This is a genomic window from Pseudomonadales bacterium, from assembly GCA_024234435.1.
GTDB lineage: Bacteria > Pseudomonadota > Gammaproteobacteria > Pseudomonadales > Porticoccaceae > JACKOF01.
In genome coordinates this window covers 1327564-1350914 of the sequence record JACKOF010000001.1, presented here as the reverse complement: position 1 = coordinate 1350914, position 23351 = coordinate 1327564, and the positions used below count along the sequence as shown (strand labels likewise).

General features: G+C 49.8%; 23 protein-coding genes. 13 read left to right on the top strand and 10 right to left on the bottom strand.

The features are described from left to right. The 4 genes from lpxL to H7A02_06250 all read left to right on the top strand — a co-directional run bounded on the left by lpxL (position 1) and on the right by H7A02_06250 (position 3823). Positions 1-960: an LpxL/LpxP family Kdo(2)-lipid IV(A) lauroyl/palmitoleoyl acyltransferase gene (gene lpxL / locus H7A02_06265; protein ID MCP5171854.1), complete on the top strand. Its 960-nt coding sequence runs from the start codon at positions 1-3 to the stop codon at positions 958-960. A gap of 136 nt (positions 961-1096) precedes the next feature. Continuing rightward, positions 1097-1984: a 4-hydroxy-tetrahydrodipicolinate synthase gene (locus H7A02_06260; GenBank protein MCP5171853.1), complete on the top strand. Its 888-nt coding sequence runs from the start codon at positions 1097-1099 to the stop codon at positions 1982-1984. A 37-nt stretch (positions 1985-2021) separates the two neighbouring features. Beyond that, positions 2022-3062 carry an outer membrane protein assembly factor BamC gene (gene bamC / locus H7A02_06255; GenBank protein MCP5171852.1) on the top strand — a complete coding sequence of 347 codons (1041 nt, stop codon included), beginning with the start codon at positions 2022-2024 and terminating at the stop codon, positions 3060-3062. A 5-nt stretch (positions 3063-3067) separates the two neighbouring features. Beyond that, complete coding sequence (locus tag H7A02_06250) at positions 3068-3823, top strand: MBL fold metallo-hydrolase (GenBank protein ID MCP5171851.1); 756 nt, start codon at positions 3068-3070, stop codon at positions 3821-3823. Between the two features lie 387 nt (positions 3824-4210). On the opposite strand, the gene H7A02_06245 is transcribed toward H7A02_06250, so the two are convergent. Further along, positions 4211-4678: a hypothetical protein gene (locus tag H7A02_06245; protein ID MCP5171850.1), complete on the bottom strand. Its 468-nt coding sequence runs from the start codon at positions 4676-4678 to the stop codon at positions 4211-4213. A 214-nt stretch (positions 4679-4892) separates the two neighbouring features. Between H7A02_06245 and H7A02_06240 the strand changes: the two genes are divergently transcribed. Together H7A02_06240 and H7A02_06235 are read left to right on the top strand one after the other, a co-directional pair. Then, entirely contained in the window at positions 4893-5552 is a 660-nt protein-coding gene (locus H7A02_06240; GenBank protein MCP5171849.1) for an OmpA family protein, read from the top strand. Further along, positions 5552-6361, top strand: a complete 810-nt coding sequence (locus H7A02_06235) for a class I SAM-dependent methyltransferase (protein MCP5171848.1) — start codon at positions 5552-5554, stop codon at positions 6359-6361. Before H7A02_06240 ends, H7A02_06235 begins: the two co-directional genes overlap by 1 nt. 11 nt (positions 6362-6372) lie before the next feature. On the opposite strand, the gene dapE is transcribed toward H7A02_06235, so the two are convergent. The 3 genes from dapE to H7A02_06220 form a co-directional block, all read right to left on the bottom strand. After that, positions 6373-7509, bottom strand: coding sequence for a succinyl-diaminopimelate desuccinylase (gene dapE, locus H7A02_06230; protein ID MCP5171847.1), 1137 nt, complete (start codon positions 7507-7509; stop codon positions 6373-6375). A gap of 218 nt (positions 7510-7727) precedes the next feature. Continuing rightward, positions 7728-8762, bottom strand: coding sequence for a 2,3,4,5-tetrahydropyridine-2,6-dicarboxylate N-succinyltransferase (dapD, locus tag H7A02_06225; protein MCP5171846.1), 1035 nt, complete (start codon positions 8760-8762; stop codon positions 7728-7730). Between the two features lie 24 nt (positions 8763-8786). After that, positions 8787-9131 carry an ArsC family reductase gene (locus H7A02_06220; GenBank protein MCP5171845.1) on the bottom strand — a complete coding sequence of 115 codons (345 nt, stop codon included), beginning with the start codon at positions 9129-9131 and terminating at the stop codon, positions 8787-8789. A 163-nt stretch (positions 9132-9294) separates the two neighbouring features. Here H7A02_06220 and H7A02_06215 point away from each other — a divergent pair, with 163 nt between their 5' ends. From H7A02_06215 to H7A02_06205, 3 genes are all read left to right on the top strand, one after another. Further along, a complete protein-coding gene (locus tag H7A02_06215; GenBank protein ID MCP5171844.1) occupies positions 9295-9795 on the top strand; it encodes a histidine phosphatase family protein in 501 nt (166 codons plus the stop codon). A gap of 181 nt (positions 9796-9976) precedes the next feature. Beyond that, positions 9977-10774, top strand: a complete 798-nt coding sequence (locus tag H7A02_06210) for a hypothetical protein (protein MCP5171843.1) — start codon at positions 9977-9979, stop codon at positions 10772-10774. A 90-nt stretch (positions 10775-10864) separates the two neighbouring features. Then, on the top strand, positions 10865-11407 hold the full coding sequence (locus tag H7A02_06205; protein ID MCP5171842.1) for a flavodoxin: 543 nt from the start codon (positions 10865-10867) through the stop codon (positions 11405-11407). A 30-nt stretch (positions 11408-11437) separates the two neighbouring features. Here the strand turns inward: H7A02_06205 and cmoB are convergent, their stop codons facing one another. The 3 genes from cmoB to H7A02_06190 are packed head-to-tail and all read right to left on the bottom strand — an operon-like array spanning position 11438 to position 16091. Further along, on the bottom strand, positions 11438-12406 hold the full coding sequence (gene cmoB, locus H7A02_06200; GenBank protein ID MCP5171841.1) for a tRNA 5-methoxyuridine(34)/uridine 5-oxyacetic acid(34) synthase CmoB: 969 nt from the start codon (positions 12404-12406) through the stop codon (positions 11438-11440). 25 nt (positions 12407-12431) lie between these two features. Next, positions 12432-13169, bottom strand: coding sequence for a carboxy-S-adenosyl-L-methionine synthase CmoA (gene cmoA, locus H7A02_06195; GenBank protein ID MCP5171840.1), 738 nt, complete (start codon positions 13167-13169; stop codon positions 12432-12434). A 3-nt stretch (positions 13170-13172) separates the two neighbouring features. Further along, entirely contained in the window at positions 13173-16091 is a 2919-nt protein-coding gene (locus tag H7A02_06190) for an insulinase family protein (GenBank protein MCP5171839.1), read from the bottom strand. A 236-nt stretch (positions 16092-16327) separates the two neighbouring features. On the opposite strand from H7A02_06190, the gene H7A02_06185 reads away from it, so the two are divergent. Genes H7A02_06185 through H7A02_06175 form a run of 3 tightly spaced genes read left to right on the top strand, consistent with a single transcriptional unit; the run spans position 16328 to position 19378 of the window. Then, complete coding sequence (locus tag H7A02_06185; protein ID MCP5171838.1) at positions 16328-17950, top strand: long-chain-fatty-acid--CoA ligase; 1623 nt, start codon at positions 16328-16330, stop codon at positions 17948-17950. Between the two features lie 48 nt (positions 17951-17998). Beyond that, entirely contained in the window at positions 17999-18622 is a 624-nt protein-coding gene (locus tag H7A02_06180; GenBank protein MCP5171837.1) for a DUF502 domain-containing protein, read from the top strand. Positions 18623-18631: 9 nt separating this feature from the next. Continuing rightward, positions 18632-19378 carry a hypothetical protein gene (locus H7A02_06175; protein MCP5171836.1) on the top strand — a complete coding sequence of 249 codons (747 nt, stop codon included), beginning with the start codon at positions 18632-18634 and terminating at the stop codon, positions 19376-19378. Positions 19379-19399: 21 nt separating this feature from the next. Here H7A02_06175 and mnmC read toward each other — a convergent pair whose 3' ends face one another. Genes mnmC through trmL form a run of 3 tightly spaced genes read right to left on the bottom strand, consistent with a single transcriptional unit; the run spans position 19400 to position 22527 of the window. Continuing rightward, a complete protein-coding gene (mnmC, locus tag H7A02_06170; protein MCP5171835.1) occupies positions 19400-21472 on the bottom strand; it encodes a bifunctional tRNA (5-methylaminomethyl-2-thiouridine)(34)-methyltransferase MnmD/FAD-dependent 5-carboxymethylaminomethyl-2-thiouridine(34) oxidoreductase MnmC in 2073 nt (690 codons plus the stop codon). A gap of 39 nt (positions 21473-21511) precedes the next feature. Beyond that, the gene (gene fldB / locus H7A02_06165; protein ID MCP5171834.1) at positions 21512-22063 is read right to left on the bottom strand and encodes a flavodoxin FldB; all 552 of its coding nucleotides are present in this window, start codon (positions 22061-22063) and stop codon (positions 21512-21514) included. Next, a complete protein-coding gene (gene trmL / locus H7A02_06160) occupies positions 22063-22527 on the bottom strand; it encodes a tRNA (uridine(34)/cytosine(34)/5-carboxymethylaminomethyluridine(34)-2'-O)-methyltransferase TrmL (protein ID MCP5171833.1) in 465 nt (154 codons plus the stop codon). The genes fldB and trmL overlap by 1 nt, the downstream gene beginning before the upstream one ends. A 51-nt stretch (positions 22528-22578) precedes the next feature. On the opposite strand from trmL, the gene H7A02_06155 reads away from it, so the two are divergent. Then, complete coding sequence (locus H7A02_06155; GenBank protein ID MCP5171832.1) at positions 22579-23349, top strand: VIT1/CCC1 transporter family protein; 771 nt, start codon at positions 22579-22581, stop codon at positions 23347-23349. Positions 23350-23351: the final 2 nt, after the last annotated feature.

Genomic DNA, 23351 nt, shown 5'->3' with positions numbered 1-23351 from the left:
ATGAATAAACCGCCATTTGAGAGTAAATTTCTGCATCCGCGCTTTTGGCTGACCTGGCTGGGCCTCGGTTTATGGCGTGCCATTTTGATACTGCCGTTCCCGATCTTGCTTTGGCTCGGCAGGTTGCTGGGTCGTCTGATGTATCGTGTTGGACATGAAAGAAGAGCGATTGCCGAGTGCAATCTTGAACTTTGCTTTCCCCAGATGACCGCTACAGAACGGACGACGCTGGTTAAAGAGAATTTTTCCAGTTACGGCATGGCTTTTTTTGAAGTCGGTATGGCTTGGTGGTGGTCGGATAAACGATTTTTTCGGCTGATTCAAATTGAAGGCGTGGAGCATCTGATGCAATTACAGCAAAAAGGAAAAGGCGCTTTGCTGATGGCAATTCATTTCACCACCCTTGAGGTGGGTGCTTCTGCACTTTCGGACAGGTTCTCGATTGATGGCATGTATCGCCCTCACAAAAATGCCGTTTATGACTACGTGCAGGCGCGTGGTCGACTTTCGCGCAGTACCGGGGATAGCGTTGTTTACCCGCGTAAGGATGTGCGTGGCATGTTCAGAGCTTTGCGCCAGGGGCGAATTATCTGGTATGCCCCGGATCAGGATTACGGCCCAAAGCAAAGTGTTTTTGCCAGCTTTTTTGGTGTACCTGCGGCTTCGGTAACAGCAACTGCTCGCTTTGCCCGAATGGGCGATGCTGCTGTTGTACCGTTTACCCAGATTCGCTTGCCTGGTAGTCAGGGCTACCGGGTAACCGTGCATCCGCCATTGGAGAATTTTCCTGCTGGTGATGATGTGGCTGATGCGGAAACCATTAACAGATATGTCGAAAGCTATATTTCTGAATGCCCGCAACAGTACATGTGGGTTCATCGGCGGTTTAAAACCCGCCCACCGGGTGCTGAACCGGTTTATCCTGCAAAAGTAAAAAAACGCAAAAAGAACAGGCTTTAACAACATTTCATAATCGGTAGATAAATACTAAATAAGCGTCTAATGCGCTTGTACCGCTTGCTTCTCGTCAGTACCATTACGCCTTCGCTCTAAAGTAGCTTATCGCTGTAACAGTAATCGAGTTTGAGGGTTTTCAATGATAACCGGTAGTCTGGTCGCTATGGTGACACCCATGTGTGCCGATAATCTTGAAGTGGATTGGAATGCCCTTGAAAAGCTGGTTGAGTGGCATATTGAGCAGGGTACCAATGCTATCGTTGCAGTAGGAACAACAGGTGAGTCGGCAACACTGGATGTTCAGGAACACGTGGCGACTATTGCCGCGGTAGTAGAGCAAGCAGGTGGCCGTGTTCCCGTAATAGCGGGCACCGGGGCAAACTGTACCAATGAAGCAATTGAACTGACACGAGCCGCGCAACAGGCAGGAGCAGACGCCTGTCTCTCGGTAACGCCGTATTACAACAAACCGACGCAGGAAGGTTTGTATCTGCATCACAAAACCATTGCTGAAGCCGTCGATATCCCACAGATTTTATATAATGTTCCCGGCCGTACTGCCTGTGACATGCTACCGGATACCGTGCGCCGGTTAGCCAGTGTGCCCGGGGTTATCGGCATTAAAGAAGCAACGGGTGATATGGCAAGAGCGCGGGAACTGATCAACAGTTGCCCCGAAGGTTTTGCAATTTATTCGGGAGACGATGAAACGGCTGTCGAGCTGATGATCATGGGTGGGCATGGCAATATTTCGGTGACGGCAAATGTCGCACCCCGGCAGATTGCCGAGATGTGCAAGTTGGCGATGAACGGAGATGAGGAATCAGCAAGCCAGGCGCGTGCTATTCATCAGCAACTGTTGCCGGTTCACAAAGCGATGTTTCTGGAGTCCAATCCGATTCCCGTCAAGTGGGCGGTTGCCGAGCTTGGGCATATGCAGCACGCGATAAGGTTACCCATGACAGAGCTTGCAGAGCCTTACCGGCAGCAGGTTAGAAGTGCACTAGTAGCAGCAGGCTTGCTGTAAACGTTTTTCAGGAACAGGTTTGGGGGAAGCAATAGGCATGTCGAGATCGATAACTAAGTGGCACAGGGTACCGGTTCTTGTCGGGATACTGGCAATGAGTGGTTGTGGTGATTTGATTCGGGATCGAAGCTCGGATTATCTCAAATCGGAGGAAATCCCTCCTATGACATTGCCTGATGGTGTGGATGCTTCCGTCATCGGGCAGATTTATGTTATCCCGGATATTGCCAGTACAGAGGTTTCCGCTGAGAGTAACGTTTTGCCGCGTCCTCGTCCGCTTTCAGAAACCCGGTTTGAAGAAACAGTAAAAATCCAGTCTTATGAAAATAGCGCATGGATACTGATTAACCGGCCGCCAGAAGAAGTCTGGCCTCGGGTGCGTAATATTCTCAGTCGAAACGGCGTTCCCACAACCAGTGTTGACGCTGCATCGGGCATTATGGAAACCAGCTGGGTCCAGTTTAAAGATGATGACAAGAACAGTCACCGTTTTCGTTTGCGGGTTGAACCTGCTGTTCAAATCAACAGCACGGAAGTGAAACTGACGCATACTCAGGTTGCTGTTGGTTCAGAAGAAGCGGCAGCCAGCTGGCCAGAGGTGTCGCAGGACAAGGAGCGGGAAAAGCAGATGCTGGAAATCGTTGCCAACATGATGGCCAGTGATATCAGCAGTGGCACAATTTCGTTGCTCGCCCAGTCTATTGGTGGCGAAGCCAAGGTTGAAATGGTCACGCCTCAGGTAGCTGATCCATTTCTGAAACTGAAACTCAATTATGATCGCTCGTGGGCTTCGGTGATCTACTCTCTTTCGCGAGGCGGGTTTTCGGTAACGGATCAGGACAAGACGGCTGGTGTAGTTTATGTCGACTACATGGAAGAAGCGGAGCAGGAGGAGGGTGATGGATTTCTCTGGGGGCTATTTGGCGGTAAAAAAGAGCCGGAAAAAAATGCTTATCAGGTTTTGGTAAAATCGGTCGAACAAGGCGTTGAAGTGCGTATTACCGGGGCCGGGCGTGAGAGCATTCAGACTTCACAGTCTGCCAGACTATTGAAAATCATACGCAATAATCTCTCCTGAGCTTGATGAAGTTTGCCTCGCTTGGAAGTGGCAGTAAAGGCAATGCGACACTTGTCGAGGATGGTCATAGCTCGCTTCTGATTGATTGCGGTTTTTCAGTGAAAGAGACTGAGCGACGGCTATCTCGTCTTGGGCGCAGTGCTGAAGACTTGTCGGGTATATTAGTGACCCATGAACACGGTGACCATATTCGCGGCGTACTGCCGCTTGCCAGGAAATATTGCCTACCGGTCTACATGACAGCTGGTACTGCCAACACGCTGAAATCCCCTCACCATAAACTGAAGATCATAGATAGCCACAACAGTTTTCAATGTGCATCGATGACGGTGATTCCTGTTGCCGTTCCCCACGATGCCAGAGAACCTGTTCAATATCTGGTGAATGACGGCAGACACACTTTGGGGGTACTAACCGATCTGGGCCATATCTCGTCCCACGTTGCAGAGCAGTACGCAAACTGTGACGGACTGTTGCTGGAAGCAAACCATGACCATGCAATGTTATCTAACGGCCCCTATCCCCCGAGACTTAAACAGCGTGTTGGTGGTGACTGGGGGCACCTCAGCAACACGCAGTCACGTGAGCTGCTTGAGCATGTGGCGTTGGGGCGCCTCCAGCATCTTGTACTTGCGCATATCAGCGAACAAAACAATCACCCTGAAAAAGTACAAGAAGCTGTTGCCGGCCTTGAGAAGCAAGTGGCTGCTCTGCACATTGCCTGTCAGTCAGAGGGTTTTGGGTGGCTATCTCTCGAGTAGGTGAGTATTGAGAGAACACTTTTTCTGCGCATATTGCCCTTTCTTCAGACCCGGCTATTAGAAACTGTTTAATGAATGAACAACCCGTATTACAAATAAACTAGCGTACGATCTTTCTTTGTCCACAGTTAGACTGATAACCTTATAAAAAATGACGGAATGTCTCGTAAGTCATTGATTCTTGATATTGATAGCTCTAACTATCTGATAAATATATACTTTTTCATATGGTTAAAAAACAACCAATCTGTACAGAGGGCTTGTTTCTAGTGGCATTTATGCAGTTTTCTAAAAGTAATTCACAGAGTTATCCACAGATTCTGTGGGTAACTTACGCGTGATAAAAGTCAACCAACCGGTATTTGAAACGTTACATTGACAAAAATGTTACTTAATTTGTCTGCAGTGTTTCGGCTTTAGCAATTCTCCGGACAGCTGTTCTTCCAGTAGTGCTGCATCCTGACAATTGAGCGAGGGGTTATCTTCGAGATTGACGCTTTCAAGGCGGGGTAAAAATAGCAATGGTTTGATGCCGATAATGCTATTACCCTTGAGGTTGATCCGGATGAGGCCAGTAAACACAGTAATTCCCTCAAGGCTGATGAGCCCGGCATGTGAGCAGGAAAGTTTGGAAAGCTGGGCAGGCCGAGTGACCTGCTGATCGATAATTGCCTGTTCCACACACTGAGCGAGGGCCTGGTCAGCAATACGGTGGTCTTTAAATAAGGGAGCTGGTTCAAAAACACTTCGCTCATTTACGGTCAGACGGTAACGGTTACAGCCACTCACGAGCGTGCAGATAAGGCATAATAGAATGCTGGATGCTATGAGTTTACGACGTTGTAGAACGCTCATGTCATTGGCCTTGTTTCCAGTTGTTTTAAAATACGGGACTGCAAAGCAAGAAATATGTTGATATGAGAGATCTGTGCTTGCAACCCCTGTACGTTGTACCAGAATTATAAGGTAAATAAATAGTGGTGCTTAATAATTTCCTTAAGCAAGTGTCAAAGGCAGGATCACAGAAACAAAGGCATTCATAATTGTTGTTATTTTAGGAGAATAAACGATGAAACTATTTAAACACATTCTGATAACCTCTCTGGTTATGTTATTGGTGGCCTGTGCTTCGACTGACCCTTACACGGGGCAGCAGAAAACCAGTAATACTGCAAAAGGTGCAGGTATTGGTGCTATTGCTGGAGCAGTTGTTGGCGCGGCTACCTCGAGTAAAGACGATCGCAAAAAAGGAGCCTTGATAGGTGCCGCCGGAGGTGCGGCGATCGGTGGAGGTATTGGCTATTATATGGACCGTCAGGAGGCCGCATTGCGGGCCAAGCTGGAAGGTACCGGAGTCAGGGTGGTAAGAGAAGGTGAAAACATCCGCCTGGTCATGCCTTCCAATGTTACTTTTGGCGTTGATCGGCATGAGGTACGCCCCGAGTTTTATGGCACTTTGGAATCAGTAGCGATTGTGCTCGCTGAATTCAACAAGACCAATATTCGCATCGCCGGACACACTGACTCAAGCGGCAGCGCAGAATACAACCAGACACTGAGTGAGCGCCGTGCCAGTAGTGTGGGATCATTTCTTAGCAGCCACGGAGTTCTGGCTGGACGGATTTACACAACCGGCTACGGCAAACGTTACCCGATCGCCAGTAATGACACTGCGGAGGGCCGTCAGGCCAACAGGCGAGTAGAGTTGGAGCTGGTGCCGATTAACTAGTGCTGGAAGTGTCTGATCCCATTGTTGCTGTAGTGTTTCGGCCCGGCTTTAATAGCCGGGCCGAATTGCTTTCTGCGCAGCTTAATCTCCCTCTCAGGACAATTGACGAGTTACCCGCATTGGAGGCAGGAATCGCGCTGTGTGTGGATGAGCAGGGGCTGTGTTTACTGCCATTCGGTTCGGGTGCTTCAGGACCTGTTCGCTGCGATTTTGTTGCCGGCTCTGCCCAGCACCGTCGGCTTTATGGCGGGGGAAAAAAGCAGGACATTTCAAAAGCGACCGGTTTGAATAAATCAGGTTTCAAGCCGTCAATACTGGATCTTACCGCAGGTTTAGGGCAGGACGCTTTTGTCCTGGCGTCACTGGGCGCTAGGGTCACTATGGTTGAACGAAATCTGCTGGTGCATGCGTTACTTGCAGATGGACTCGAGCGGGCACGGACTGCAGCAGGGGACGAGCAGTTGCAATCCATATTGAATCGAATGGTGCTATACAACGCAAACGGTGTTGAGTATCTTCAGCAGATCAGACCGGAATCAATGCCCGACGTTGTTTACTTGGATCCGATGTTTCCGCCTCGCGAAAAATCCGCCAAAGTTAAAAAAGAGATGCAGGTTTTTCATCAACTGGTGGGTGAAAATAATGACGCTGATCAGCTGCTGGCAGAAGCCTTGGTGAAGGCTCGTTATCGCGTTGTCGTGAAGCGGCCAGCGCATGCACCGATCCTTGGGAATCGGGAGCCAGGTTATTCGCTGAAAGGTAAATCCACCCGATTTGATATTTACCCGATAAAAAAACTGCCGGTTTGATCGCTTGCTTTTTAGCCTAGCAATTTTTCCATGATCCGCTGATAGATACTGCTCAGGGTATCCAGGTCTTTTGTGTTAACACACTCGTTCACTTTGTGAATGGTGGCGTTCACCGGTCCAAGCTCTACGACCTGAGTGCCGTGGGGTGCGATAAATCGGCCATCAGATGTGCCGCCGGCAGTTGAGAGTTCTGTAGTCGAACCTGTAATCTCTTCAATACTGGCAGTCGCAGCTTCGATCAGAGCGCCTTTGGAGGTCAAAAATGGCTGGCCACTCAGGTTCCATTGAATATCGTAATCCAGTTTGTGCTGGTCAAGAATCGCTTCAGTTCGCGAGCGCAGTTGTTGCTCGGTTAACTCGGTAGAGAAGCGGAAGTTAAATATGACGTTTAGTTCGCCGGGAATCACATTAGTTGCACCTGTGCCACCGTTGATATTGGAAATCTGAAAGCTGGTGGCCGGGAAAAAATCATTGCCGTTGTCCCATACCTCAGCTGCTAATGCTGCCAGCGCAGGGGCTGCGCGGTGAATAGGATTGTCGGCAAGGTGAGGGTAAGCAACATGTCCTTGCACGCCTTTTATGGTGAGTTCACAGCCCAGGGAACCGCGGCGCCCGTTTTTAATGATATCACCGACAGACATACTGCTCGACGGTTCACCAACCACACACCATTCAGGCATCAGGTTCTGTTCCGCCAGCCAGTTGACGACTTTGATAGTGCCGTGAGTGGCGATGCCTTCTTCGTCGCTGGTGATTAAAAAAGCAATCTGGCCCTGATGATCAGGGTGTTCGCGAATAAAGTTTTCCACGGCAGTGATCATTGCGGCAAGAGAACCTTTCATATCTGCGGCGCCTCTTCCGTGGAGCATGCCATCAATTATTGTGGGTTCAAATGGTGGTGTTTGCCAGTCTCCATGAGGGCCGGTAGGCACAACGTCGGTATGCCCGGCAAAGCAGAGGGTAGGTCCATTCTCGCCACGGACTGCCCAAAAATTTTCCACATCTCCGAAAGGGAGCATAACTACACAAAACCCCAGAGCTTCCAGCCGTTCAATCATTAACTGCTGACAACCGGCATCGTCAGGGGTTACCGATTGACGACGAATTAGCTCACAGGCAAGCTGAACGGTAGGGCTGGTGTGACTCATTTACAGGATCTCTTAACAAGGTGTCGGGTTAGTGTACTGGAGTCGAAAGAAAAATGCCTGGCTGGTAAGTCAGGCATCAATCGCCATCAATCGGGAAGCCTGGGTCGTGGCCAAAAGTCTCCCTTGCCAAGGACTGCGACCATGATCAGTGGGAAACGCCTTGCGGATTGAACGTTTTGGTCTCGCGCAGAAAGCGTTTGTCATTAACCAGAGGTGTCCTAGTTTGAACTGTGCAGTGCTTCGTTCAACTCTACTACCGATTTGTTGGTCAGACACTCGACGGTTCCGGTCATAGAGTTTCGACGGAACAACAGGTCGTTTTTACCTGCCAGATCTCTGGCTTTGGCTTCCCCGGCAGGCTGGTTATGGTCGTCCAGCATCAGCACCTTGGTGCCAGCCGTAATGTAGAGGCCAGACTCTACTGTGCAGCGATCACCTAGGGGTATACCGATACCTGCATTAGCGCCAAGAAGGCATTCTTTGCCTACAGAAATGATAATATTCCCGCCCCCGGAAAGGGTGCCCATGGTGGATGCGCCACCGCCCAAATCAGAGCCTGCGCCAATAAAGACCCCGGCAGAAACTCTGCCTTCAATCATGTTGGGACCTTCGGCTCCGGCATTAAAATTCACAAAGCCTTCGTGCATGATGGTGGTGCCTTCGCCGATATAGGCACCGAGCCGAACGCGGGCAGTGTGCGCGATGCGTACACCACTTGGTACCACGTAATCAGTCATTTTCGGGAATTTGTCCACGCAGTTTACCGACAGGACCTTTCCTTCCAGCCGTGCTTTTAATTGGCGATCAGCCAATTCGCTGAGATCAATGGCACCTTCGTTAGTCCAGGCAACATTGGGCAGCACGCCAAATACGCCCGACAGGTCGGTACCGTGAGGCTTCACCAGACGGTGAGAAATGAGCTGCAGCTTCAGGTAGCCTTCCGGAACAGACGTTGGCGCAAGGTCTGACTCGAGGATGCAGGCCACAACAGGACGAGTACTGGTTTGCAGTTGCTCGGCGATAAATGCCTGTTCCTCAGCACCCGCTGAACTCAGTGCGATGGACAGTTTGCCGAGCGATTCGCTGTTGAGCGTAATGGCCTGATTGCCTCCGGTATAATCCAGAGTTGCAGCAATGGCCTCAAACATTTTATTGTCAGCATTTATAACGGGCTGGGGATAGAACACTTCCAGCCATTCACCTTTATTGTTCTGGGTGCCGACACCAAGGCCGAAACTAAACAGAGCGGTCATTTTGTTTCCTTATTTGTTGAGCGGCTAGCCAAGGAGCTCCTGATAGCGGGCTTCTTTAAAACCGATTTCAATTATTTTACCGGTATCCAGCACGGGTCGCTTGATCATGGCCGGATATTCGAGAAGCAGGTTAACGACGTTGTCTTCATTGGTAGACTGTTGTACCTGTTCGGGTAGTTTTCGCCAAGTGGTACCGCGTTTGTTAATAACGGTTTCCCAGCCGCATTTATCGACCCAGTGCTGAATTGCCAGGTTGTCAATGCCGTCAGCTCTTACATCGTGAAACCGATAATTTATATCGTGATTGTCGAGCCATTTGCGGGCTTTCTTGATGGTGTCACAGTTTTTGATGCCATAAAGAGTGATCATGCGATAAGCGCCGGATTGTTACGATGTACTTAAACAGAAGGGCAGGCATTTTAGCAGAAACTCACGGTGATTGAATCTTTGTATTGAATACCCTGTGTTGTCATAAATTTGTCATTGAGTGTAGTGATTAATAGCGTCTCAAGGAAACTAACTGACTCCCGCCATGAAATTTATTACGTTTGTTCGTCACGCCAAATCCAGCTGGAAAGACAGAACCATTCCTGATATGTCGCGCCCCCTCAATCAGCGTGGCCGTTCTAATGTGCCTGAAATGGGGGGGCGTTTGGAATACCGAAGGATCAAAGTAGAGCATTTGTATACCAGTCCGGCTTTGCGGGCGACTGAAACAGCGGTTTTACTGGCGACCACCCTGAGATTTCCCAAAGAGTGTATTGAGCATGTTTCAGGACTTTACAGTTTTAATTACGAGGATTTGCTGCTCTGGTTGCGGTCATTGCCACGGGGGCAGGACAATATTGTTGTCGTCGCTCACAATCCGGCCATTACCGATCTGGTGAATTTTCTGGCATTGTCTGATCTGGAAAATATTCCCACTTGTGGCATCGTTCATATGAAAGCTGATATTGATTGCTGGAGCGAGCTTGGCGCAGGCACTGCCGTTATTGATTTCCATATCTACCCCAGACAGATCGATTTAGGCTGATAATTTTTTGCATTTGCCTTAATCGTTGCGTTCTCTTCGGGTTATCAGCGTTTACATCAGGTTTTTTAAAGGTTAAATGGGCGTTGGTTCACGTTTGTTTTGTTACCTGATTGAAAGCGGAATTTGTCATTCATACAATTGTGTGGATTTGTTTCTCAAATAATTTATGGATGGTTCACTCATGGGTTTAAGGATATTACCTTTATTGATAATTCTGTGCTCTCTTGCGACTTCGGCCACGGCAGGCGTGAGTTCTCTCTCGACAGAGCAACCAGTGTTCAGTGCAGATGGTGAAGAATATTGGGAAGTCAGTGTAAAGTGCACGGGCAGGAAAACGGAAAGAAGACCAATCTGGCGCAAGCAATCAGGTGGTGAATGGTGTGCAAAGGATGTGTCAGGCTTTTGTAAAAAGTCCAAAATGGCTGCGGCATTGAAAGTTTGTAGTTTTAAATACATGCAGGCCGTAGAGGATGCACAGTCTGATGAGCAACAGTCGTCAGGTGGTTCTCGGCAGGCAGTGGTTGAGAGCGTGTTGAACAGTAATCCCGAAAACCAAAACCCAAGAGTAGCCATTAAAGAAAATGCTAAACCGGCTTCACCCTCCAGGATAACCTCTTCTGATTCGTCGGTTACAACTTCAGAGAAGGTTTCTTCCAGTGAAGTTGCCCCGGCTAATGAAAATCATTCAGAGAATAGGCAGCCTCAAGAGCAACCTGCTCCGAATGCCGGAGGAGATATCGAAAGCGACTTTGAACGGGATAAGCTGGCTCTGGAAAAGGAACGCCTGCTAGTCGAGCAGCAACGGCTTGAATTGCGGAAACAGCGTATCCGGCTACAGCAGCAGGAGCTTGAGCTGAAGAAGCAGTTGGAAAAGGCCAAGTCAAATTCGCCAGAAAAGCCGCCTGCCACAGCGAAGAAACAGGAGGATGAAGACAGTTCAAAACCGGTTACGGTGCAACAAAAGGTTCTGGGATTGTAGCTTTTCGAAGAGGCCTTTCAAAACGAATATTGCACATTTGGCGCTCAACTGGGAAAATCCCGCGCTGCTTTATATGTGAAGGTTTTATTCGTGTCCAAAATTGGTTTGTTCTTCGGTAGTGACGAAGGAAACACCGAAGGTGTTGCCAGTCGCATTGCAAAACGTTTAGGCGAAGATATTGTTGATATTCATGATGTTGGCGAAGTAACCCAGCTTGAATTCATGGATTATGACAAGTTGATTCTCGGCATTCCCACCTGGGATTTTGGACAGATTCAGTCTGACTGGGACGATTTCTGGGAAGATGTGGAAGAAATTGATTTTTCCGGCAAAACTGTCGCTTTTGTTGGTCTGGGTGATCAGTTTGGCTATGGCGATTTCTTTCTGGACGCCATGGGCATGCTTCACGATGTAGTGATTAAATCTGCTGACCAGATTGTGGGGTATTGGTCGACAGAAGGTTATGACTACGATGCGTCAAAGGCCGAGATTAATGAGGGCACATTATTCGTGGGACTGGCTCTGGATGAAGATCAACAGCCGGAATTAACGGCTGAACGACTTAACCGCTGGTGCGAGCAAATCCATAATGAATTTGGGCTGGATACGCCGCTAAACCTGATCGAGGATTAACCGCAAGGTTTCCTGAAAAAAACAGATCAATTAAATCTTCTCGGCAATAAAAACACCCCGTAGTGGTGCGGGGTGTCCCTCAATGGTCAGGCTACTGTCTTCGGGGTTGAGAAAGTCAGCCAGTGACTCAAATGTCATCCATTCTGTGCGGCGTTGTTCCTCTAGCGAGGTTTGATTTATATCCACCAGTCGGGGATTTTGCAAACCGCATTGTTTCAGCCATAGCAGCATTTTTTCTGCGGTAGGGATATTCCATACATTGCGCATCTTGGCATAGCGGCCTGCGGGAATGAGGACCTCTTGGTGATCCCCATTAATCAGCAGGGTCTCAAGCACCAGTTGGCCTCCGGGCCGCAGGCAGCCGAGCAGTTCCTGAATGTGTTCTTCCGGTTGTCGGCGATGATAAAGCACACCCATGGAAAACACTGTATCGAAAGCTTCCAGTTGCGCTGGCATGTGCTCAATGCCCAGTGGCAGTACATCCACCGGGTGCTGGCCTGCAAAATGTTTGATAGCGTAGAATTGGAAGATAAACTTTACTGAGGGGTCTATGCCGATAACTCTTTTGGCTCCCTCTCCGTACATGCGCCAACAGTGGTAACCGTTGCCGCAACCAACATCCAGAACAGTTCGATCTTCTAAGGGTGACAGGTGAGGCAGTACACGATCCCATTTCCAGTCTGAACGCCATTCGGTATCCAGATGCATACCGAACAGGTAGTAGGGGCCCTTACGCCAAGGGTGCAGGCCCATCAACGTTTTTTTCAAGAGTTTCCGGGTTTCGCCATCGCAGTTTTCGGCTGTTCCAAGAGCTACCTCTTGTCGGAATTCCGGAGATGAAACGCAAATAGCCGGTAGATTTTCCAGAACCTGTTGCCATTGCGGCAAGTCGCCCCAGCGTGCAACGGAAATGTGCTCTTCGATTTGAGAACGAACATCCCAGGTTATAAGGTCTGGTTGCGCAGCCAGCCAGTCAAGGAATGGTATATAGAATTTCATGGCAGTGTCGCTTGGCAAACCGGGCTCAGTTCTTGATGGCAATCAATGAGGCGAAGTTAAAGCACTGAAACCATACATCAATGCTGGAAAATCCGGCGGTAGAAATGCGCTGCCGGTGTGTTTCGAGGGTTTCCGGAATTAGCACGTTTTCCAGTGCCGAGCGTTTCTGGCTGATTTCAAGATCACTGTAGCCTTGCGCCCTTTTAAAGTGGTGATGCAGGTCGATCATTAACTTATCATGCTGGAGATTATCAAATCGCACTTTCTCCGAGAGCACCAGAATACCGCCTGGCAGCAGGCCATCATAGATTTTCCTGGTTAAGGCTTGGCGTTCCGCCAGGGGAATAAATTGCAGTGTGAAGTTGAGCACTACCATAGAGGCGCGCTCGATGGATATATCCTGCACACCCGTACATACCAGAGAGACAGGTGTCGGGCTGTCGGTTGCCGTTACAATATCCTGGCAGCGTTGAATCATCTCCTGGCTGTTGTCTATGGCAATAATTTCACACCCGGGTTGTCGAATGCGTTCACGCATCGCCAGTGTGGAAGCTCCCAGCGAACACCCCAGATCATAACAGCGGCTATTGGCCTGAACATATTGTTCAGCCAGAGTGCCGGTCATGCCGATGATGGTTTCGTAGCCGGGTACCGAGCGCTTGATCATGTCGGGGAAAACATCCACGACTGCGTTGTCGAAACGAAATCCGGCTACATCCAGTCGGGGTGTCGCGTAGATTCTGTCTTTAGCATCTTCTGACATGATTTACAGCACAATTCGCTCAAGTTTCAACGCGGCTGCCGCTGCCGCAGCATCGGCATTGGTGATAACGGCGGTACTGGCGCGGTCTGGTGTCAGGTAGGTACTGGCCACTCGTTTCAGGTCGTCCAGCGTAACCTTTAGCACTTGGTTGCGGAACCGCTCTCGGACCTCGCGAGTGTTGCCGTAAAGTTCGGCATGGAATGTCTGTTTTGCTTCTCCGGCTGGAGAGGCAGGTTTATCAATACTACCGATAACACCGAGAATAGCCTCTTCAACCTGTTGCCAGTCGTGGTCTTCGTTTTGCAGCCAGGTGAGAGAAGCGTCGAAGTCATCCAGTGTTCCCTCTATTCGGGGATCCCGATAGGAGTAAAAACGAAAAGCGGCGATATGATTGTCTTGGCTGGCACCACCGCCGTAGGCACCGCCCTGTTCGCGAATGGCTCGGTGCAGATAGCCATTGCGCAGGAAACCACCCAATACAGAGAGCGCCGCTGAATCCGGGTGTGCTGTACTCACGGTGGGATAGGCTTTGGCGCAGAAATTTACCTGAGTGCTGGTTTCCCAGAGCTGCGATACTGCTACAGGGGAAGGGTTGTACTGCAGGTTCTGGCCGGTTTTGGTCGACCGGAAAGAGGCACATTGATTAATAGACTGGCTGTAGTCGGCGAGCTTTTCATTTTCCGCTACCAGCAACCATTCTCCCTGAGTATTCAACACGGCGTTATGAATGGCTTGCAGTTGTTCTGCGAGGGCCTGCAAGCGGGAGCGTTCTTTGATTTGGCTATCCAACTCTTTAATCGTTCGAATACCCTGCAGGCCGCTCCAGCGGTGGCTGATTTGAGCGCCGGGGCTAATGCCGCTGGCCGCTGCGCTCATTGCCAGTGAATGACCATTGCCGGTAACCGACATTTCGCGTCGGGCGCGGATCTGAGCGACCAGCTCCCGCAAACGGTCAAGCTCGTCAAAGCGAACCTGATCCAGCGTTTGTTGCATCAATTCGCACAGTGCTTGCTGATGACGATTCAGCCCTTTGGCTGATAACGTGAGGTGGCCTGTTACCTGCTGTGCATTATTCGGTGCTCCCCTGACGCTGGCGAAGGCATGTATACCCCCGCAAACCTGAGCTTGCCAAAGTTGGGTGGCCAGATAATCGCGCTCCCCAACACCCATCTCGGTGATGCAGCTGGTGTAAAGTGGCAACAGGTCCAGCAAGGGTTCATCAAGGTCTGGCAATGGCAGTACGACTTGCTGGTAAACCAGGCCATTGGTACCAACACCGTAGCTGGTCAGAGGGATAGGGATGTCCTGATGTGATGTTGTCGGTACGTAGGCCATGGTTTTGGGGATATCCTCAAGTCCAACCTTGGGCAGTATGGATTCGTCATCCTTTTGCATTTGCCGCTTGGCGAGGGCCCGTGCTTGTGCTACTACGAGTTGTTTTTCCTGATCACTTAACCCGGCCTTAATGGAAGCCAGGCGATTGGTTTCAGCCTGCTCTCGCTGGGTGGCAAGTTCCGGTTCAGGCTTCAGGGTTAAACGCACCCGGTGATTATTTTCCAGTAACAGGCGTCGAGCGAGGTTTTTGATATAGTCGGGGTTCCTGATGGCTTCACGCAATTTGTCGAGTACAGGTTCGAGATTCAGTAATGCAATTGGATCGCCCCGATGGGTGGCGCTGGTAAGAGAAGTCATGAGTAACTGCAAACCATAGGGGTAATTGTCACCACCAATTTCTCGCTGATGAAGCTCTAGCTGATGCAGTGAAGCTTCAAGTTGTGAGTAGGGTACGCCTTTTTCAGCAACATCTTTGAGAACGTCAAGCACCATGCGTTCGAGTTCGTCAGCCCGTTCCGGCTCGCTGCCTTCAATGCCGCAGACAAAACACATTTCCCGCTGAGAGTCGTCCAGACCGCAAAGTGGTGAAGGTGAGGTTCCAAGGTCTGTGGTTTCCAGTGCATGCTGCAGGGGCGAAGCACTATTGTCGAGTAGTACACTGGACAGTAGCTGCGCCTCCATACTGGCTTCCAGATCAGTCGATAACCCCATTAACCAGCCGAGGATAATATGGGTTTTCCGCTCGGTACCGCCCGCTTCATTGAGGGCGTAGCTTTCGGTGACTTGTATCGGCGTTTGATAACGTTTTTCGTCGGGTACCGATATTAACCTGTCCAGCTTCTCAAAACGCGATAAGGCCTCAGATTCAAATTTCTCCTGCAATTCAATCGCAGGAATATCACCGAAGGTCATAAAAATTGCATTGGAAGGGTGATAGTGGGTTTTGTAAAAATCCTTCAGTTGCTGGTATGTCAGGTCTGGTATATGTTCGGGATCACCACCACTGTTGTAATGGTAAGTTGTGGTGGGGTAGAGATGTTCACAAAGGGTGTGCCAGAGTGTAGATGGTACAGAACTCATGGCACCCTTCATTTCGTTAAAAACCACGCCCTTGTAAACGAGAGGTGAATCGGGATTGTCGGTTTCGGCAAACTCGATGCGATGCCCTTCCTGTGCAAAATCCAGTTCATCAAGGCGGGAAAAGAATACGGCATCCAGGTAAACGTCGAGTAAATTGTAAAAATCTTTTTTATTCTGACTGGCGAAGGGGTAGGCGGTCCAGTCTGAACTGGTCATCGCATTCATAAAGGTATTGAGCGATCGACGGATCATCATAAAAAACGGATCACGAACAGGATACTTTTCACTGCCGCAAAGTGCTGTGTGTTCCAGTATATGCGCGACACCACTTGAGTCTGAGGGAACTGTTCTCAGGGCGACGAGAAACACATTCTCAGGGTTGTCAGCCGCAATATGGATATGCTGGGCACCTGTTATCCGGTGTCGGTACTCTTCGACATCAATATTCAGTGATTCAATACGCTCAGTGCGCAGATACTCAAAGGCAGGGTGGGCCTGGGTATTCATTAAAACCTCAGTATGGGTGATTTTATGGTGTGTCGGCTAGCGCTGATATTTTAACCGGCCAGCAGTTAAGAGTCATTCGCAATTCGGTCATGTTTGGAATGAATGATGGGTGAGGGCTGTTTTCATTCACGATCACTGGCAATGATGACATTGCCTTGAATACGGTATAGTTAGCCAGGATCTGTTAAGCGGGTCCTGGCTTTTATAAAAGAATGAGGTAATAGGGGGAAAGGTTTATGCTGGGGTTGATGCAAGATTATCCACTGTTGGTTCATACCATTCTGGATCATGCAGCGCGGAATTTTGGCGATCGGGAAATTGTAACCCGGGCGGTTGAGGGTGGCATAAGGCGCACTACTTATGCCGGGCTGCATTCCCGTGCACGCCGGGTGGCAAAAGCGCTGGTGTTGGAAGGTATTGAGCCGGGTGAGCGGGTAGCAACTATGGCGTGGAATACCGACCGTCACATGGAGACCTGGTATGGAATTATGGGTATGGGGGGGGTTTGCCACACGGTGAATCCGCGACTTTTTCCCGAACAGGTGATTTATATTCTTAACCACGCTGAAGACAAAATTCTGTTTATTGATACCACTTTTCTGCCGCTTGTCGAGGCGATAAAGGATCAGTTGCCTCTATTGCAAAAAATTATTGTGCTGACCGATACCGCTAATATGTCGGATCAGAGTATTGCCAATATGATCGCTTATGAAGACTGGCTGTCTGAGGTGGATGACGAGTACCAATGGCATGAGATGGATGAAAACAGTGCTGCAGCCATGTGTTATACCTCCGGTACTACTGGTGATCCCAAAGGTGTTCTTTACTCCCACCGCTCCAATGTGCTGCATGCGATGGCGGTGAATCAGGCGGACGCGCTCTGCCTGAAGTCTTCAGACTCTCTGATGCCGGTGGTGCCCATGTTTCATGCTAATGCCTGGGCGCTAACCTACGCAGGTCCTGCTGTTGGTGCCAAACTGGTCATGCCGGGAGCGATGATGGATGGTGAAAGTATCTATGAATTACTGGATACCGAGCAGGTGACCGTAACTGCAGCAGTGCCAACAATCTGGTCAATGTTGCTTGCTCATCTGGAAGCTACAGGCAGTATGCTGCCAACGCTCGATCGTGTGCTGATCGGCGGTTCAGCGTGTCCGCCATCAATGATGGACAAGTTTGAAGATTATTACGATGTTCGTGTGATTCATGCCTGGGGTATGACTGAAATGTCACCACTGGGCACAATGTGTACACCTACCTATGCAACGGAGAAACTTTCTCCAGAGCAGCAGCGGAATATCCGGCTCAAGCAGGGTCGCAGCCCTTACCTGGTAGAAATGAAAATTATGGATGACGACAATAATGAGTTGCCCCGGGATGGCAAGTCTTTTGGGCGGTTGCTAGTCAAAGGCCCCAGTATTTCAAAAGCCTATTTTAAACTGGATAAACAGATACTGGACGATGAAGGTTGGTTTGATACCGGCGATGTTGCCACTATAGATCAATTTGGTTTTATGCAAATTACCGACAGAGCCAAAGATGTGATTAAATCCGGTGGCGAATGGATCTCTTCTATTGATATTGAAAATGTTGCAGTGGGCTACTCTGGTGTTATAGAAGCCGCGGTTATTGGTCTGCCGCACCCGAAATGGGAAGAAAGGCCGTTGCTGATTATTGTGGCGGAACCCAGTCGGGCAGTCAGTAAAGAAGAGATTCTCTCTCATTTGGAGGGTAAAATCGCCAAATGGTGGATGCCGGACGATGTGGTTTTTGTGGATCAGATTCCCCATACGGCAACGGGAAAAATCAGCAAAAAAGATTTGCGTGAGCAGTTTAAAAATTTTCGGTTCGAGAGCTGATGAGCTTCAGCCTGGAACCCGGTTATACGGCTATCGGGAAATGAATCGATGAACAAAACCAAGGCCTTCATCGGGTTAACTATTATGGGTGGGCTGGCAGTTATGCTGCCCGTTGTGCTGTTGTTACTGATTATTCAGTGGCTGTACGGGTTCACTTCCGGGCTGCTTGAACCGATTACCTCATTGCTAAGTGACAAAGCGGAAATCAACCAGTTACTGGCTATGCTGCTGGTTACCGCCATTTTCCTGTTTTTGTGTTTTCTGATCGGTCTCACAGTCAGAACCGCGATTGGCAGCTGGTTACATGACCGGGTCGATCACGCTCTGGTAAGGGTTGCGCCGGGTTATAAAACGATTCGTGAAGTAGTTTCCCAGCTGCTGGGTGGCAATGGTGATACCAGCCTGTTAAAAGGGACACCAGCCCTTGCCAGAATTTTTGGAGCAGGCAGTCCTGTCACAGTAACGGCTATTATCACCAGTCGTCACACGGACGGTGGCTACACAGTTTTTGTACCCACGGCACCTATTCCAACATCCGGTGTTATTTATCATTTGCCAGCAGACTGTGTTGAAATTCTGAAAGGCGTATCGGTTGAAGAGGCCATGCGCACAGTTATTTCCTGTGGTACAGGTAGTGCGGAGCTGCTGCAGAGGCGATTCCAAAAAAAATAAGGCTCCGGCATGGGTATCGGCAATGAAAAGGCATTCACATTGGCTGCAGCGAATACAGAACTGTTGTTTGCCATGCCCATTTATCGTTGTCAGCTAACGCAGTGGCAGGTACTCAATCGTCAGCTGAAGGAAGTGATTCTGGCAAAAAAGGCCGTGTGTAAAGGCATTGTGCGAAGTAATCAGCTGGGCTGGCACTCAAAGCTGGATTTGCATACTTGGGATGATGCCAGTATTAACGTGCTGATGACATTAGTAAAAAGCGCGGCAACACAGTTTTTAACAGACGTGAGCCTGTATAGCGGGCGCCTGGATCCGGCAGGTTGGCAAGTGGAAGCCTGGGCTAATGTGAATTCTTCAGGGGCCAGCAATCGCAAACACACGCATGACACGAAAAGTGGCGTTATTCTCTCGTCATTTTATTACGTTTGTACCGGTAACCCTGTGAGTGATGAGTGGACGGGGCATACCTGGTTTGAAAGTCGGGGGAATATTCCTGATTATTTCCGGTTTCAGCCAGAGCTGTTTTCAAGAACCGTTGATAACAAGCCCAAAGAGGGCGAATTGATACTGTTTCCATCCTGGTTACCTCACGGTGTTCGGGAGTATCGCGGCGAGGGTGAACGGATTTCCATTGCTGTGAACCTGTGGCACCGTGACATTTCATTAACGAAAAGCACGGATCAGCCCAGCCCGCAATGGGCCTGGAGGTGTTTCCCCGGATTGATGAACCGACTTAAGCAGTGGCGGGATAATTGATTATAAATCCGGACTGTTAATTCAGATTTTGTTGCGTTTCATGTCCCGAATAATAAATCGGCCTGGATGAATTGCTTGCCGTAAATCCAGCTCCAGTGGTGGTATTTCATTGCAAATCTGACTGGCGATAAGTTCGGCACACAGTGGCGCATAACTCATGCCACGGGAACCATGACCGCAATTCAGGTAGAGTCCCGGCCAGTGTTTGCCTGCGACAGGTATATGAGCCCGGGCGTTTTTTCTCAGCAATGCGTAATCCTGGCGATATTGCTGGTAGTCAGGGGCAGGCCCGGCGACTGGCAGGTAGTCCGGTGTTGTGCAGCGGAATCCGACGCGGCCCGCAAGTGAGGCGATATCAGGAGAACCAAACAGTTCAGGCAAGGCGCTGTCTGTATCCTGCAAATGTTGCAGGTTGGTCCTGTGATCAGTTTCACTCAGTGCTGTGCCGGTTTCACCAACATTGTAAGTTGCCCCAAGTGTATGATTTCCTTCGATAGCGGGTGCCAGGTAGCCCCGGCCACAGATAACGGTTTTCAATGATCGGCTGGCGGATGTTTCCGGAAGTGTGGATATCTGCCCGCGAATGGGTTTGAGTGGCAAATGAGATGTTTGAGCGAAATGCCTGGATCCGTTGCCGCAGGCAATAACAGCAATATCGGCGATAGCGGCTGTTGCTCCGGAAGAGTCTTCAGCCAGCCACCGCTGCTGTTTATTCTGTTCGAGTCGATCTATGTCCGCCTGGATTACCTGTATATTCGGGTGCTCAGTTAATGTCCGGCACGTGTCGGGTGGATGGATCCAGCCGAGACCGGGGAAGAACAGGCCGCAGTCACTTGCCAACGCCACACCGGCAATGTCGACCAATGCTCCGGATGTTTTTAGCTGAACCAGATCATCGGGATAGCGTTGATCAATCTTCGGAAAATGTTCAATATCCGCTGGTGATTCCGGTAACACCAGCACACCGCTCGGATGCAGCCAGTGACGATGGTAGCGGCTGGAAAATAACAAACTGGCAAGCCCAAAGCGGGCCAAGACTGAAGATTTACTGGAAAGTTTCGGATAGAGGATACCCTGGGGGTTGCCGGAAGCCTCTTGTGCCAAACGGGTATGGCGTTCAATCAAGGTAACCCTTAACCCTCTCTCCGCCAGACTTCTGGCGGTACAGCAGCCGGCAATGCCACCGCCGATGATGATTGCTGAACAGGGGGTTGCCCGTTCTGTATTTTGTATATTCAGATACCAGGGAGGCAGGTATGGCGAGTTAACTGCCGCCGGTCTAGTGCTGATAGAAGCGGTAGCGAGGGGTAAACTGAGCATCTCGCCACGCAGCATATCCCGTTTGTGGCCAAACCCCGGTACTTTACTAACGCTGAAACCAACGGTAGCAAGACCTCTCTTGACGATACCTGCAGCAGTGAAGGTGCTGAATGTGGCATGCTGGCCGCTCAGGTCTGCAATATGCTGGAACAGATCATCTGTCCACATTTCGGGGTTTTTGGCTGGCGCAAAGCCGTCGAGAAACCAGGCATTTACCCGCGTATTGCCCTGTCGGGCAAATAACGGATGGTCGCTCTGTTTTATGGCCGCAAACATTTCACTGGCATCACCATAGAGCAGGGTAAGACGTATTTGCCCTTTTGCCATCGAGAGCTGATGAATGCCGGGAACAGCAATGGGGTATTGTTCAACAAGCTCAAGGCTCAAATTCGCGAGTTCCGGCCACAGGGCAAGAGCCCTTACTAAATCAGTTTTTGTCAGCGGGTATTTTTCTGCTGCGAGGTAATGCAGTGTACGTGCTGATGGCTTATCTGTATTTAATTGAAGCCATTGGTGGGCAGCACAGAGAAAGTTAAGCCCTGTGCCAAACCCGGTTTCGGCGATCGTGAAGTGTGGGAGGTCCTGTGCCTGCCACCTTTCTATCAAATCGTTCTGGTCAATGAAAACATAACGACTTTCATCGATACCACTGGCACTGGAGAAGTACACATCATTGAATATCGATGATTGAGGCTGCCCGTTTTCGGACCATTCGATTTCCGCTACTTGCAGATCATTCGGGGGAGCGGGGTGAGGAGGTGCTGTTTCTGTCATGAGATGTCGTGATACCGGATGGTAGTCTGGCAGCGCAGGCTAACGTTTGAATTCGTTAACAAGTTGCTGACACCAAAGTTGGACCCGTTGATCTGTCTGGTCAAACTGGGTTTCATCATCAATAGCAAGGCCGACAAATTGTTTACCACTCGCTGTTAATGCCTTTGATTGCTCGAAAGAATAGCCTGTAGTTGGCCAGTAACCGAGAGTGGTTGCCCCCAGACTTTTCACCTTGGCATGCAAATAACCTAATGCGTCGAGAAACCATTCCGGGTAGCCTTGCTGATCACCAATACCAAACAGGGCAACCTGTTTGTTGCTGAAATTAACAGCATCCAGCTGATCCCATACCTGTTCCCAGTCTTCCTGCAGTTCGCCGTAATCCCAAGTGGGAATGCCGAGTAGTAGTTGCTGATATGCATTCATGGTGGCAACGGGTTCCTGTGCAATATTGAACAGGTCGACCGGTACTTTCAGGTGCCTCATTTCAGCGACTATTTTTTCGGCAACAATTTCGGTATAGCAGGTAGACGAACCGTAAAACAACCCGATGGTTTTGGCGGGGAATGAACACAATGACGGCGTATTCATCATATCGCCCCTTGAAAACCGAGTTGCCGCCAAGACTCATAAACCACCAGCGCGGTGGCATTAGAGAGGTTCAGGCTTCGGCTGTTAGGCTGCATGGGTATTCTCAGAATATGTTCGGCTGGGAATCTGTTGAGAAAAGCCGGAGGCAAGCCTCTTGTTTCCGGGCCAAAAACGAGAGTGTCTCCCTGCTGAAAGCTGACCTCTGTGTATGCGGTATGGCCTTTGGTGCTGATGGCAAACATGCGTTGTGGCTGTACCGTCTCTTCAAAAGCGTGCCAGTCGTCATGTATGTCGACATCTTGATATTCCCGGTAATCGAGACCGGCCCGCTTCAGTCTTTTGTCATCCAGCTCAAAACCCAGCGGTTTTATCAGATGAAGCCTGAAACCGGTGTTGGCGCAGAGACGGATAATATTGCCGGTATTGGGGGGGATTTCGGGTTCGTAAAGTACTATATTCAGCATTGCGGTATGATGCAGTCAGAGCCTGGAAATTAAAAGGGTTGAGGACCGTTTATGAACAGCCATGACGAACTTTCCACTCTGGATGAGTATAAAGCCCACCATCGCCCTCACAAAATTGCCGCGCGGTTAGATGAGGGGCCTCCTTCCGTTTATCTCAAAGATTTTGTTTACGGCGCTATTGACGGTGCGGTGACAACGTTTGCCATCGTTGCTGGCGTGGCGGGAGCAGGCCTGTCGGCAGGCGTTATCATTATTCTGGGTTTTGCCAACTTGCTGGCTGATGGGTTCAGCATGGCTGTCAGTAACTTCCTGGGTACAAGGGCTGAAAACCAGCACAGGGAGAAAACACGGCAGCGTGAATTCGAAGAAATTAACGAATTTCCGGAGGGTGAAGCGGAGGAAATTCGGCAAATTTATGCCCGCAAGGGTTTTGAAGGGGATCTGCTGGAACAGATTGTAGAGGTCATAACCTCCGATGATCGGACCTGGGTTGATACCATGATTCAAGAGGAACACGGCATGACGTTGCAAGAACATGACGCCGTGCGAGCTGGCATCTCCACCTTTGCTGCCTTTGTGCTTGTGGGGTTGATTCCTCTGGTGACTTATCTGACAAACTGGATGGCTCCGAATACGATTGAGGAACCTTTTTTCTGGAGCTGCCTGCTGACAGCGATGGCTTTCTTTCTGGTTGGCGCAGCGAAGGGCAAATTCGTAGATCAGAACAGGTTCAGTTCCGGGATGGAAACCGTTGGTGTGGGTGGTATTGCGGCCATTATGTCCTATGCGGTGGGCGTGTTACTGAAGGGGTTGGTGGGGTAAAA